Annotated in this window: 13 protein-coding genes; 12 read left to right on the top strand and 1 reads right to left on the bottom strand. The window is 65.5% G+C overall.

The window, feature by feature from the left end:
* Nucleotides 1-5 precede the first annotated feature (5 nt).
* Nucleotides 6-1,301 (top strand): TetR/AcrR family transcriptional regulator, encoded by a 1,296-nt coding sequence (locus tag CA982_RS15825; protein ID WP_086536234.1) that lies wholly within the window; start codon nt 6-8, stop codon nt 1,299-1,301.
* 13 nt (nt 1,302-1,314) lie between these two features.
* Here the strand turns inward: CA982_RS15825 and CA982_RS15820 are convergent, their stop codons facing one another.
* Nucleotides 1,315-2,112, bottom strand: coding sequence for an enoyl-CoA hydratase-related protein (locus CA982_RS15820; RefSeq protein WP_086536233.1), 798 nt, complete (start codon nt 2,110-2,112; stop codon nt 1,315-1,317).
* Nucleotides 2,113-2,278: 166 nt separating this feature from the next.
* Between CA982_RS15820 and CA982_RS15815 the strand changes: the two genes are divergently transcribed.
* The 11 genes from CA982_RS15815 to CA982_RS15765 all read left to right on the top strand — a co-directional run.
* Complete coding sequence (locus CA982_RS15815) at nt 2,279-3,670, top strand: aldehyde dehydrogenase family protein (protein WP_086536232.1); 1,392 nt, start codon at nt 2,279-2,281, stop codon at nt 3,668-3,670.
* Between the two features lie 373 nt (nt 3,671-4,043).
* Entirely contained in the window at nt 4,044-4,904 is an 861-nt protein-coding gene (locus CA982_RS15810) for an ABC transporter permease (RefSeq protein WP_004019429.1), read from the top strand.
* Between the two features lie 4 nt (nt 4,905-4,908).
* Nucleotides 4,909-5,772 (top strand): MlaE family ABC transporter permease, encoded by an 864-nt coding sequence (locus tag CA982_RS15805; protein ID WP_244176307.1) that lies wholly within the window; start codon nt 4,909-4,911, stop codon nt 5,770-5,772.
* Nucleotide 5,773: 1 nt separating this feature from the next.
* Entirely contained in the window at nt 5,774-6,856 is a 1,083-nt protein-coding gene (locus CA982_RS15800; protein WP_086536231.1) for an MlaD family protein, read from the top strand.
* A 1-nt stretch (nt 6,857) separates the two neighbouring features.
* Nucleotides 6,858-7,865 carry an MlaD family protein gene (locus CA982_RS15795; protein ID WP_086536230.1) on the top strand — a complete coding sequence of 336 codons (1,008 nt, stop codon included), beginning with the start codon at nt 6,858-6,860 and terminating at the stop codon, nt 7,863-7,865.
* Nucleotides 7,862-8,845: an MlaD family protein gene (locus CA982_RS15790; protein WP_086536229.1), complete on the top strand. Its 984-nt coding sequence runs from the start codon at nt 7,862-7,864 to the stop codon at nt 8,843-8,845. Before CA982_RS15795 ends, CA982_RS15790 begins: the two co-directional genes overlap by 4 nt.
* Nucleotides 8,845-9,906: an MlaD family protein gene (locus tag CA982_RS15785; RefSeq protein WP_086536228.1), complete on the top strand. Its 1,062-nt coding sequence runs from the start codon at nt 8,845-8,847 to the stop codon at nt 9,904-9,906. The genes CA982_RS15790 and CA982_RS15785 overlap by 1 nt, the downstream gene beginning before the upstream one ends.
* On the top strand, nt 9,903-10,919 hold the full coding sequence (locus tag CA982_RS15780) for an MlaD family protein (RefSeq protein WP_086536227.1): 1,017 nt from the start codon (nt 9,903-9,905) through the stop codon (nt 10,917-10,919). Before CA982_RS15785 ends, CA982_RS15780 begins: the two co-directional genes overlap by 4 nt.
* Nucleotides 10,916-11,869 (top strand): MlaD family protein, encoded by a 954-nt coding sequence (locus CA982_RS15775; protein ID WP_086536226.1) that lies wholly within the window; start codon nt 10,916-10,918, stop codon nt 11,867-11,869. Before CA982_RS15780 ends, CA982_RS15775 begins: the two co-directional genes overlap by 4 nt.
* A gap of 98 nt (nt 11,870-11,967) precedes the next feature.
* On the top strand, nt 11,968-12,723 hold the full coding sequence (locus CA982_RS15770) for a hypothetical protein (protein ID WP_086536225.1): 756 nt from the start codon (nt 11,968-11,970) through the stop codon (nt 12,721-12,723).
* Between the two features lie 27 nt (nt 12,724-12,750).
* Nucleotides 12,751-13,104 (top strand): ABC transporter ATP-binding protein (locus CA982_RS15765; protein WP_144066040.1); only part of this gene is annotated, 354 nt, incomplete at its 3' end.

Raw genomic sequence — 13,104 nt, 5'->3', positions numbered from 1 at the left:
CCGCTATGGCTTCGAGTTCTTTCGTGCGGCGGCGCCCTCGTGACTACGACGGGAGTTCCTCTGCCGAACTCGCGGTGTTCCGGGCGACCGAGGAACTGCTCACGTCGACCTCTCTCCAGGATCTGACCGTTGCTCAGATCCTGGAGACGGCAGGCCTGTCCCGCGCCAACTTCTACCACTACTTTGCCAACAAGTACGACGTGCTGGTGGCGCTTCTGGGACGAGTGTTCGACGAGTCGTACGGTGCTGATGCGCCGTGGTCCACCGATCCGGGACGTGACCGGGCGCGGCGCATGGGCTCGAGTCTCGAGCACACCCTCGACATGTGGTCTCGACATGGGGCTGTCATCTGCGCGGTCATCGAGCACATGCACAGCAAGCCCGCGGTCGCCGCGGCCTGGCAGCGGATGTTCGAGCAGTTCGTCGCGGCCGTCGCCGAGCAGATCAAGTTCGAGCGTGCCGAGGGCCGTGCTCCGGACGGCGCTCCCGCAGACATGCTCGCCGCGATGCTGGTCGGTGGTTCGGAGCGGGCCTTCTACGTCAGCACGCGGGGGCTCGACGATCGGCTTCCCGCAGCGGCGAGCGTCACCACCTCGCTGAGCGCCATCAACGAAGCGGCCATCTACGGGGGCCGAACGGTGCCGAAAGGGCGACGCAAGAAGCAGAGCGATGCCACCGACGCGAAGCGGGAACTGCTACCCGCGATCGACAACCCCGCGGTCGAGACCGAGACGGCGCAGAACATCCTCCAGGCGATGCGCGAACTACTGCTCACCGAGACTCTCGCAGAGCTGTCGGTCGCCAAGATTCTGAAGCAGTCGAACACGTCCCGCGCGTCCTTCTACTTCTACTTCCGGAGCAAGGAGGACGCCTTCGTCGTTCTGTTCCGCCAAGCTGCGGCCGACATCGTCGCCGCGCTGACCACGGTTGCCGATGTCGACCGGCAGGACCCGTCGGCCTTGCTCGAGCAGGTCGGAAACTGGTTGCATCTCGACGGCCATGCGGGTGCCGTGATCAAGAACGCCGTGCACGAGTGGCCACGCCTGCCGGAACTGCGCGCCGAGTACCTCGCCGCCATGAATGCCATGGAGACGACTCTGGAGTCGATCATCGTCGCCGATCGAGCACGAGGCCTGGCGCCGGCCGGCCCGCCGGCCAGCGAGTACACGGCCACGCTGCTGTGGACCATCGAGCGCACCATCGCGGGATCGCTCGCCGGTGAAGCACATCTCGATGACATCGACGCGGTCACCGACATGGTGGCGAGATTCATGTACGCCGCGATCTACGGAAGTCGCTGAGAGGTAGCGGGTTTCAGCCCTTCGAACCGGTGAAGCGGGTGATCGCGGTTCGGAAGCCGGGGCCGTCGACGAGGGCGGTCTGACCCGAGACCTCGACCTCGAAGGCATCCTCGAGGCGGTGGAGCAGTGCGGCGTTCAGACTGCGCTTGGTCGCGGCATAGGCCTCGGTGGGTCCGGCGGCGAGTCTCCGGGCGAGGGAGTCCACGTGGTCGGTGAGATCCGCATCGTCGACCACCGCGTCGATCAACCCCCAGGAGAACGCGGTGTCGGCATCGACCCGTTCGGCCAGCAGGGCCATCCGCGACGCACGGCCGAATCCCACGCGCGCCCCGACGAGGAGCGAGGCGCCGCCGTCGAGTGTGAGCCCCACTCGTGAGAACGCGAGTGTGAACGACGCCGACCTCGCCCCGACGACGTGGTCGCACGCGAGGGCAACGGCGCAACCGACACCCACCGCCGCGCCGTTCACCGCGGCCACGACCGGCTTTCGCATCTCGCGCAACCCGCGCACGATCGGGTTGTAGAACTGCGTGAGTTCTCGCTCGGTCCGCGGTGCCAACCGCACGTCCGGGCCGATCCCGTCGAGCGCCAGATCCGCTCCGGCGCAGAAGGCTCGGCCTCGGCCGGTGAGGAGAACGCATCGGATGGTGTCATCGCGCGCGGCGGCGGCGACCGCCTCCAAGAGATCGCTCTGGAGCGCCTCGTCGAAAGCGTTGAGCGCTGCCGGGCGCGACAGCATCAGGCGACGGACTCCGTCGCCGTCCGCGGTCTCGAGCGTCTCGGAGTGTGCGGTGACGGCCCAGTCGATCATGGGCTCACGATAGGGCAGACGAGGGCTCCATACAAGCTGTATGGTCGGTGGGACGAGCGCCCCACATGACACCCACTAGTGATTGACATCACGTCTGAACACTGTGTACGCTCGCCGCATACTTCAGCCCGGGATAGTCCCCGACGCATCAGAAAGCGAAGCCACGATGAGTGTTACCGAGATGTCGACGAGCACGGCCGCCACCGAGTCCGGGTCGGCACTGGCCGGCGCACGGTCCGCGTTCGACAGCGGTCGTACGCGACCACTGTCGTGGCGGGTCGCCCAGCTCGAAGGATTGCTGCGGTTCATCGACGAGTGCGAGCCGGCGATCGCAGCCGCGATCGAAGCCGATCTCGGACGCGGGTCCATGGCGACCTTCATGGCCGACGTCGCTCCTGTCCGGCACGAGATCCGCCACTCACTCGCGAATGTGGCGCGGTGGATGAAGCCGGACAGGGTGCGGATGAGCGCCGCGACCGCTCCGGGCAAGGCGTGGGTCGTGTCCGAGCCGAAGGGGGTCGCACTCATCCTCGGCGCGTGGAACTTCCCGATCCTCCTGACGCTGCACCCGTTGGTGAGTTGCTTGGCGGCCGGCAACGCCGCCGTGGTGAAGCCGTCGGAGTTGGCGGCCGCCACCGCGCGGCTGCTGTCCGAACAGCTTCCGCGTTACCTCGATGCCGATGCCGTTCGCGTCGTACTGGGGGATGCGCAGGTCAGCGCCGCATTGGCAGCCCAGCCGTTCGACCACACCTTCTTCACCGGGTCGACGTCGATCGGCCGCGCGGTCATGGCCGCGAGCGCCCAGAATCTGACCCCGGTGACACTCGAACTCGGGGGTAAAAGTCCCGTGATCGTTGCTGCCGATGCCGATCTCGACGTCGCGGCCAGACGCATCGCGTGGGCCAAGTCGGTGAACGCGGGCCAGACGTGTACCGCTCCGGACTATGTCCTCGTCGAGAATTCCGTACGGCCCGCGCTGGTCGAGCGACTGCTCGAGGAGCTACCGCTGCGGGCTGCGCAGGACACCACCCGCATCGTCAACCAGCGCCACGTGGACCGCCTGCGTCGCATTCTCCAGACGCATGGCGGCGAACAGTACGGCGGCGAGATCGACGACGCCAAGCGCAAGATCAAGCCTGCGCTGGTCACCGATCCCCATCCCGACTCCGAGCTGATGCAGGAGGAGATCTTCGGCCCGGTGTTGCCGCTGATCTCGGTGCCCGACCTCGACGCCGCGATCGACTTCGTCAATTCCCGTCCGAAACCGCTTGCCCTGTACCTGTTCACCGGTTCCCAGGCCGTGGAGGATGCGGTCGTGGAGCGGACGTCGTCGGGCTCGGTGGCGGTGAACCATCTGCTGTACCAACTCCTCGTTCCCGAACTCCCGTTCGGCGGCGTGGGTGCTTCCGGGATGGGGAACTATCACGGACGGAACGGATTCGACACGTTCAGCCATCGCAAGGCGGTTCTGAGCAAACCTGCGCGTCCGGACCTGGCGGCGACCTATCCGCCCTACGGTCGCGCGATGGAGAAGGTGTTGCGGCGGCTGATGGGCTGAGCCGCCCGGGGGGATGCAGCCGCTGTCGGTTGGCCGGACCGCGTCGAGAGCGCGTCCGGCAGCTCGGCGTGGCCGCAGGGTCGCCGGCAGCGTCTTCAGGTGACCGGCTGGCCCGGTTCCGGGGCGGGTGTTCGCGAACCCGAGCTGCTGACACTTGACAGATTACGTCTCATGCCTGATAGCCTCAGTCCAGCCGACGTGGCGGGGGTCACAGTAGTTCAACTAACGGTTTTAGGCCACAGCTCCGTCCCGCGGAATGCGGCCGCAGTAGTGCGCCACCGGGTGGTCAAACGTCCCAGACGGCCAGGGGCGGAACGTCACCCGAAGTACGACCGACGCGAATGGCTTCGCGACAATTCGAAGGGATCACCAAATGACCGTCAGTGCTCTGGGAGAGCGCAGTCCAGGAGTGAGGTCGGTTGACGCGCTCCGCAGGGTGGGTGGCGGCGTGATCGACCGGATCACACGCAGTCTGGCGACCATCGGCCGCTCGGCGCGCCTGGCGATGGAGATGATCCGCTTCGCGATCACGGACGCGCTCTCCCTGCGTCTGGCCGGTGCGGAGGTGATCGATCAGATGTGGAAGCTGTTCAAGGTCACCGCGCTCCCGGCCCTCCTCATGGCGGTGCCCATCGGCGCGGAGGTGTCGGTTCAGGTCGGCGGTGTCATGGATCAGGTCGGCGCGAACTCACTTGCCGGCGCAGCCAGCGGCCTGGGCGTGGTCAACCAGGGAGCCCCGATGGCGGCCGGCCTCCTGATGAGCGGCGCCGCGGCGTCGGCCATCGCCTCGGATCTCGGCGCACGGTCGATTCGTGAGGAGATCGAGGCGATGCGGGTCATCGGCGTGAATCCGGTCCAGCGACTCATCGTGCCCCGCTTCCTGGCCATGCTGGCGATCGCACCGGCGCTCTGCGTCATGATCATCGCATCGGGAGTCGCAGCCGGGCTGGCGATCTCGGCGAACGTCAACGACGTGGTACCGGCCAGCTTCTGGCAGTCCTTCGGCACCTTTGCGACTCCGACGGACTTGATGTTCTCGGTCCTCAAGGCGGTCCTGTTCGCGTTCATCGTCGTGGTGATCGCCAGCCTGCGAGGGCTGGAGGCCAAAGGCGGGCCGAAGGGCGTCGCCAACGCGGTCAACGCGTCGGTGGTCCTGAGCGTCCTCTGCATCTTCATGACGAACATGGCGGTCAGCCAGCTGCAGGCCATGTTCTTCCCGGCCCGATTGGCGTGACGTGATGACAACACACACAGTTCCGCGAACCGGCGGACTGAGCCGCATCGGCCGCTCGGCGGGCGCGCGCTTCACCAACGCATTCGCGACCTTCGGCCAGATCGTGATGTTCGTGGGCAAGACGTTCGCCCTGCTGCCCACGACGATCCGGCATTACCGCAAGCAGACGATGAAGACCATGAACGACATGGCTTGGGGCAGTGGCTCGATCATCGTCGACGGTGGTGTGGTGAGCCTGATGTTCTTCCTCGGGATCGCCGTGGGATCGGTGGTGGCGATCATGGCCTTCATGGCGTTCGACCTCCTCGGTTTCGGCGCGCTGACCGGGATCATCAACTCGTTCGGCAACATCCGCGTCGTCGCGCCGATCATCACCGGTATCGGCTTCGCGGCCCAGGCCGGATGCCGGATGACCGCTGAGATCGGGGCGATGCGGATCTCGGAGGAGATCGACGCCACCGAGACCATGGGTCTGCGCGCCATCCCGTTCGTGGTCGGAACCCGGTTGATCGGCGGGATGCTGGTGGTCCTGCCCAGCTACCTCATGGCCCTGGTCGTCAGCTTCCTGACGGGCGGGCTGATCGTGAAGCTCTTCCACGACCAACCAGAGGGAACCTACGATCACTACTTCGCCCAGTTCGTCTCGATACCCGACTTGATGGCGTCGGTGGCGAAGGCCCTCATCTTCTGCGCGGTGATCACCATCATCCACTGCTACTACGGGTATTTCGCGTCCGGCGGGCCGGCTGGTGTCGGTGCCGCGTCCGGGCGGGCGATCCGAGCCAGCCTGGTGGCCATCGTTGTCCTCAATTTCCTCATGACCGTGGCCATCTGGGGCCTCAATCCGGTCCTTCCGTTCAGGGGTTGACGTGTCGTCATACAGCAGTCAGGACTTCCTCCGCGGGGATGCCCGCGGTCAGACGCGGACGCTCGTGCGCGCCGGCGTCATCGCGGTCGCCGTCCTCGCCGTCATCGTCACGGTCTTCGCCGTGGTCTACCCGCGGGTCACCGCGCCCAAGGGCACCGACCTACACCTCGTCCTGCCGGCTCTCGGTCCAGGCGTCGACGCCGGGAGCCGAATCCTGTTGCGCGGGGCGGAGGTCGGTGAGGTGACGGCCATCGACTCCACCGATCCTGATGTCGTGCACGTCGACGTGGTGCTCGACCCGCAGGCCGCCGAGAGTCTCACCGATTCGTTCGAGGTCGACTATCGGCCGCAGAACTACTTCGGGGTCACCGCGGTCAACCTCGTCGCCATGCCCGGCGGGGCGCAACTCTCCGACGGGCAGACTCTTCGCCGTTCGGCTGCCCCCGACTTCACCATGTCGACGATGATCGAGCGGAGTTCGATCGTCGTGGACGGCACCCTGACGAGGGACATGATCGACAGCCTCGACGAGGTGATGCGCTACGCCGACGGGCTCTCGCCGCTGATCGAGACGGCGATCATCTTCACCGACAAGGTGGCGCGCACCCAACGCCACCTGCCCAGCACACTGCTGCGCGAGATGAACGATCTCGCCGAAGCATTCCCGGGATTCAACCGGGAGGCGATGAAGGCGCTGGACGCGATCACCGGGAGCGTTTTCAACACGATGCCCGACGGTTCCCGAGGAGTGGACGAGGCGTACCACGATCTCATGAACCGCTCTCTGACCGTGGCCTCCGGCGGCCTGTTCGGTGCGGCCGGAACGCTGCTCGCGTCGCACGCGACCGATCTGACGCCCCTGGTCACCTCGTTCAAGTATCTGATCGACCCGGTACCGCAGATGATCGGCGGGGGTGCGTCGATGGCGAAGACACGAAAGGCGATCGAGCAGTTGCGCAACAGTTTCTCGGGCGACGATGCAAGCAGGACGCTGCAGCTGCGCCTCCTCCTCGACAGCGTGCCGGCGGTCTCGGGTCCGCTGGAACGCATGCGATCAGTCGGCCCTCGCGCGGAAGGTAACTGAGATGGCATCTCGCAGCACAGTTGTCGCCGGGGCGAAGGTCGCGGTGGTCGCGGCGGTGACGGTCATGTTGTTCGTGCTCGTCGTGAACGCCATGCGCAATCCGGTGGATGCCAGCGTGGTGACCTACCGTGCCGACTTCACCGATGCGTCGGGTCTCCACGACAACGGCGACGTCCGGTTCCGCGGTAAGCGGATCGGCAAGATCGTCTCGGTGGACCTCGAACGGAACGACGACGGAACGCCCTATGCGCGAGTCGAGTTCACGATGGACGACAAACAGAAGCTGACGTCGACGTCGAAGCTCGCGATCAAGTACCAGAACCTCACCGGCGTGCGATATCTGGACCTGCAGCCCGGCCAGACGCCCGGAACCATGGTGAGTCACGCGACGACCGCGCAGACGGTTCCGTCGTTCGACATCACATCGCTGTTCAACGGACTCCAGCCGGTTCTGACGACGATGAACGCCGACGAGGTCAATCAGTTCAGCGAGAACGCCATCGCGCTGCTGCAGGGTGACGGCAGCGGGCTCGGTCCGATGCTCGAAAGTACTCAGAAGCTGGCACGATTCGCCGAGAACCGACAGCAGCTCATCTCCACCCTGACGTCGAACCTGGCCCGTATCGCCGACACGATGGGCGGTCGGTCGCCACAGGTCATGGGCTTTCTGGAAGCGGTCGATCTGCCGATCAGCAACGCCATGACGGTTCTGGACGAGTTCGCGGTCACCGCCAGCGCCGGGCCTGCGCTGTTCGAACCGATCGAGAGGCTCTTGGTCGCGCTCGGTGTCAACGAGGAGTTCGATGTCGACGTGTTCCTCAAGACCACGTTCTCCTCCATGCAAGAGGCGTTGAAGTCCTTCCAGCTGATGCCCAACGCGCTCGCCGGACTGCGTGGCATCGACACGCACGCCTCGTTCAGCAAGCAGTGCGCAAAAGGCCGCGCGCACATTCCCTCCGACGTGCGAATCCTGATGACCGGTAGCGAGGTGGTCCTGTGCAATCGATGAACAAGAAGGGCATACGCAGAGTCACCTCCCACGACGGAATGCTCGGCGTGATCGTCCTGATCGTGGTGGCGGCCCTCCTCGGCACTCTCGCCATCATCTATCTGCGCCCGCCGGGCCAGAAGACGATCACCTTCGAGGTCACCGATGCGTCGGCGATCGAGTCCGGACAGGACGTGCGCGTCGCCGGGATCAGCATCGGCAAGGTGTCGGAGGTCGCGCTCGAGCCGGACCGGGTGAAGGTGACCGCTCGCATCGATGAGGGCACGTTCGTCGGCGACCAGACGAAGATGGAAGTCCGGATGCTCACGCCGGTGGGCGGATACGCGATCACGATGATCCCGCTCGGTCGCGAGGAGCTCACCTCGTCGATCCCGGCCGGTCGTGTCACGGTTCCGTACTCGATCGGCGACGTGATCCAGGCCGTGCCCAGCACGACGGACACGGTCGACACCCGCGAGGTCAACTCGAACCTCGATCAGGTTGCTCGCGCCCTGGACGGAAACGACACGTCGCTGCGCTCCATCGTGACCGGGCTCGAATCGGTGACCTCCGTGTTCGACAAGCAACGCGGCCAGGTCCACCAGATCGCCTCGCTGGCCTCGGAATATCTACAGACGTTCAACGGGAACCGAGAGTTCGTCTTCGAGCTGATCCGGAAGATCGACATGGTCGTGAGCACCTATCACGTCAACTCCGCGGGCTTCAACTACGCCTACAAGCTGTTCGCGAACGTCCTCATGAAACTGGCTCCGTTCATGCGGTTCTACCTCAACCACAGCGAACTGGTCTCCAGTCACGTGAATCAGATGAAGGACACGATCATCCGCCTCCAGCAACAGCTCGGGCCGGCCATCGACGGTCTGGTGGCCACGCGGAAGAAGCTGGCGCAGTGGATCACCCCCGAGGGGATGCGCCAGGTCGGCGGCGGCACCCTGTGGACCGAGGACGTGTGCATCCCCATTCCCGGAAGGAGCTGCTGATGTCAGGGCTTGTGGGCTCGTCGAAGAGACGGCTGGCCATCGCGCTGGGGACCGTCGTGGTGTTGCTCGGCGTGGTCACCGCGGTCGGGCTGACCTCGGCGGGTGCGACGGGCGTCGACGACGGAGCGCCCGGCGGTGACGGGTTCTGCGTCGATGTCATCGACACGATCGGCCTGTACGAAGGAAACCCGGTCACCCAGATGGGGATTCGCGTCGGCACGATCGGCCGGATCGAGAGCCGGGGCAGCCATGTCCGGATCACGTTCGCGCTCGATCCCGGCCGCAGCTATCCCGCCGACGTCAAGGCCGTGACGAGATCCAAGTCGCTACTGGCCGACCGGAGTCTGGAGCTGGTGGGCAACTATGCGGGCGGACCCGTCCTGGTGGAGGGTAGGTGCATCGGGGTGGAGAACTCGTTCACCCCGAAGAGCATCTCCGAGGTCGCCGCGTCGGCGTCGGACTTCTTGAAGTCGTTGTCCGACAACGGTGGCGATGATCTGGAAACGGCGCTCGACGGAGCCGACCGAGCCTTTGCCCGAACCGGTCCGCAGGCGTCGAAGATGTTCGAGAACGCCGCCCGTGCCGCCCAGAACCCGGATGCGTTCGTCGCCGACATCGGTTCATCCATCCGGGACATGGCCCCACTGACCGATGACGCCGTGCAGAACTGGGATCAGATCATGTCGATCATGAACCAGATGCCGTCGGTCACCCAACTGGGCACGACCCTGTTCTACGACGTGGCCCGGTTCTGCCGAGGAATCGGCTGGACGATCGCGCTCATGTACGACATCCAGCGGAACTACGGGGAGGACATCCTGTGGCCCCTGCTGCACGGGCCGGTGGAGGACATCATCGCCTACGGCGCCCGACGCGCACCCGAACTCGGACAACTCATGGCGATGACACCGTCGGTCGCCGCCGCCATGCGTCAGCAGGAATCGTCCTCGGGTGCGCTCTCGATCCCGTACGTCGCGCCGACGATCGATGTGGGCGGCGGCACGGCAGCACCTGTCAACGCACTGTCCATCCTGTTGCAGAAGGCAGGTCTCCAGAGATGATCGGTAGACGAACCGCGCTCGGCCTGGCCGCGTTGCTCGCGCTCGTGGTCGGACTCACCGGCTGCTCGGCCTTGAGTCCCAACCGACTGCCGTCGGTGAAGAGCAGTGTGCCGCTGGACTATCAGGTGACGCTCCAGTTCGCGAGTGTGCTCAACCTGCCGGACGGGGCAGACGTCATGATGAACGGACTCCAGGTCGGCCGGGTGCAGTCCACCGAGACCACAGATGCGGGAGTCGACGTCGTCGTCGGGCTCACCGACGATCGCCCGGTGCCCGCGGATTCCTCGGCGATCATCCGACAGAACACGCCGCTCGGCGACACTTACCTGGCATTGCAGCCGCCGACGGGAGGAAGCGGGGGTGAACTGCTGAGGGACGGCAGCGTGATCCCGCGGGAGCGGACGACGTCACCGCCACCGCTCGAGGACACCATCGCGGTCCTGGCGTACTTCATCAACGGCGGCAGCATCCAGAAGATCCAGGACACGATGGCAACCCTGAATCGCACGATGCCACCCATCAAGGACGTGCGGGCGATCGCGAGCACGGTGTCGAAGGACCTCGACGACCTCTCCCGCAACACCGGGCAGCTCGACCGCACCCTGAACAGCCTGAACGCGGTGTCGGGGTCGTTCACCGACAGTCAACAGCAGATCGAGCACGTGTTCTCCGAGCAAGGCGAGCACTACTGGAAGACGGTGGCCACCTCGCTGGTGAGCCACATCAGTACCTTGCTGCCGTCGGTGGGCTCGGTGTTCACCGGTGGGCTGTTCCTCGTGCCGTTGCTGAACTCGACGGCCGATGCCGCCGAGGCCGGCCGCGGGATGTGGGACCAGGCACCCGCGACCGGGACCGCGATGGCCAGGTTCCTGGAAGACACCCTGATCCCGTTCGCCCAGAAGCCGTCGGTCGACATCGCTTCGGTCCAGGCGCCCTCGGTCCAGGCGACCGGCAAGAAGGAACTGCTCGCCGACGCAAAGATGCTGCTGCGCATGTTGGGAGCGATCAAGTGATCACCAAGACCAGGGTTTCGGTGGTGGCCATGCTGGCCATCGCGGGATTGTCGATCGCCTACATCCTCAGCGTGGGACTACACGTGAACTCGCCCTCCGCGCGACACGCGACCATCACGGTCTCGGATACGAACGGAATTCTCGTCGGTTCCCGAGTGTTGTTGCGCGGCATAGAAATCGGTCACGTCACCGAGATCTCGCAATCTGCTCGAGGTGCTGAGATCACCTGGAATTATGCGGACACGGAGAACATCCCGGTCGAGAGCAACTTCCGGGTGGACAACCTCTCGGCGCTGGGCGAGGCCTATGTCGCGGTGATGCCGACCACGGCCGGGGGCCCCTACCTCGCCGACAACGCCTACATCGACGGCGAGAACGTCTCCAACGCCGCGACGTTCAAGGATCTGTCCGAGCAGGTCACCGAGGTCCTCGGACAGACCGACCCGGACAAGGTCCAGCGCGTCTTCGCCGAGCTCGACCTCGGACTCCCCGACGGGATCGAGGTCATCGAGGACCTCAACAAAGCGGGTCGTCTCCTCGCAGCGGAGTTCACCACGCGGGCAGACGAACTGACCACCCTGCTGGCGACCATGCAACCGCTGCTGATGCGGTCGGGAACGATACCGGGTCTGATGCGTGCGACGACTCCGTACCTGGCCGGCTTCGGAATCGGCTTCGCCGAACTGGAGTCGGGCGTCAAGGACGCCATCGACTGGAGTGGGCCGATGTACACGGGCATCACCCAGGGGGCGACGCCACTGGTCGCGGCCCTGCAGAAGTTCCTCGACGACAGCGGCGCCGACCTGAAGATCATCGGTGACAATCTGTTGCCGGCCACCCGGTCCGGCGCTGCATCCCTGCGGACCGTCGACGTGGGGCGCGTACTGGACAACCTGATCAACGCCACCGATTCCGGGGCAGTGGAGATCCGCATCCCGGCAGGGGGGTGACGGTGACCGACACCCGCACGACGACGCGGGATTCCGCAGCGGACGCGGACAGGCGTTCCGGCACAGATCGACCAGAAGACACCGACAGGAGAACGGCGATGACCAAGACCATCACCACCGAGACGGACACCGAACCCGACACCGACGAGAACCGCGCGCCGGCAGACCCCGAGACCACCGAGCCGGCGCCCGGGGGCACCGAGAGCACAACGACCGCACCCACGAAGGCCAGAGCGCTGACCGCCACCTCGGTCTCGCTGCGATCGATCCTGATCGGCGCCCTCGCAGTGATCGTCGTCGGAGCGTTGGCCCTGCTGGGTTGGCAGTGGTCGAGTGCGTCCGACGAGGTCGACCGGTTGACCACGGCCGCCGCCGACAATGCCGCGGCCGAGAAGGTGGCACTCGACTACGCCACGGGCGCAGCCGACATGAGCTTCGAGAACCCCGACGAGTGGCGGACCCTGCTCACCAAGGGCACCTCACCGGAGCTCTCCGAACGCCTCCGTCGGGCGTCGACCCAGATGGAACAGCTGCTGCGGCCGTTGCAGTGGTCCTCGACGGCCCAGCCGATCGCCGCCAAGGTCGAATCGGTCGACGGGAACACCTACCAGGTCGTCGCTTTCGTCAACGTGCAGACGAAGAACGTCCAGGCGCCGTCGGGAATCGAATCCACGGCGACCTACCGGGTGACGATGGACAAGAGCCAGAACTGGCTCATCACCGCGATCAGCAGCACCGGATCGAACCTGGACGCCGACAACAACGCCGGAGCGCCGGAGAGCGAACAGCCGATCCCGGGGAACCCGCCGACCGGCCAACCCACGCCCGCCGATCCGCCGGTGCCGGGCAACTGACGACGAACACGAGAGCTGGAGGACGATATGGGTGTCGAGGTCAGTGTCGAGCATCTGACGAAGTCGTTTGGGTCGCAGAACATTTGGCGTGATGTCTCGCTGACCCTGCCGGAGGGGGAGGTCTCGGCACTTCTCGGTCCGTCGGGTACCGGTAAGTCGGTGTTCCTGAAGACCTTGATCGGTCTGCTGCATCCCGAGCAGGGGTCGGTGATCATCGATGGCACCGATATCACGCAGTGTTCGGCCAAGGAGCTCTACGAGATCCGCAAGCTGTTCGGCGTGCTGTTCCAGGATGGTGCGTTGTTCGGGTCGATGAGTTTGTTCGACAACATCGCGTTCCCGCTTCGTGAGCACACGAAGAAGAAGGAGAACGAGGTCGTC

It is taken from the genome of Gordonia lacunae (assembly GCF_002149015.1).
GTDB classification, from domain to species: domain Bacteria; phylum Actinomycetota; class Actinomycetes; order Mycobacteriales; family Mycobacteriaceae; genus Gordonia; species Gordonia lacunae.
Note: the sequence above shows the minus strand (reverse complement) of the source record. Positions and strands in the feature narration are given on the sequence as shown.

Excerpts from the sequence above, each read along its gene's own strand:
- CA982_RS15815 (WP_086536232.1), top strand. The coding sequence starts at position 2,279 with ATGAGTGTTACCGAGATGTCGACGAGCACGGCCGCCACCGAGTCCGGG.
- CA982_RS15805 (WP_244176307.1), top strand. The coding sequence starts at position 4,909 with ATGACAACACACACAGTTCCGCGAACCGGCGGACTGAGCCGCATCGGC.
- CA982_RS15785 (WP_086536228.1), top strand. The coding sequence starts at position 8,845 with ATGTCAGGGCTTGTGGGCTCGTCGAAGAGACGGCTGGCCATCGCGCTG.
- CA982_RS15790 (WP_086536229.1), top strand. The coding sequence starts at position 7,862 with ATGAACAAGAAGGGCATACGCAGAGTCACCTCCCACGACGGAATGCTC.
- CA982_RS15795 (WP_086536230.1), top strand. The coding sequence starts at position 6,858 with ATGGCATCTCGCAGCACAGTTGTCGCCGGGGCGAAGGTCGCGGTGGTC.
- CA982_RS15780 (WP_086536227.1), top strand. The coding sequence starts at position 9,903 with ATGATCGGTAGACGAACCGCGCTCGGCCTGGCCGCGTTGCTCGCGCTC.
- CA982_RS15770 (WP_086536225.1), top strand. The coding sequence starts at position 11,968 with ATGACCAAGACCATCACCACCGAGACGGACACCGAACCCGACACCGAC.
- CA982_RS15820 (WP_086536233.1), bottom strand. The coding sequence starts at position 2,112 with ATGATCGACTGGGCCGTCACCGCACACTCCGAGACGCTCGAGACCGCG.
- CA982_RS15810 (WP_004019429.1), top strand. The coding sequence starts at position 4,044 with ATGACCGTCAGTGCTCTGGGAGAGCGCAGTCCAGGAGTGAGGTCGGTT.
- CA982_RS15825 (WP_086536234.1), top strand. The coding sequence starts at position 6 with ATGGCTTCGAGTTCTTTCGTGCGGCGGCGCCCTCGTGACTACGACGGG.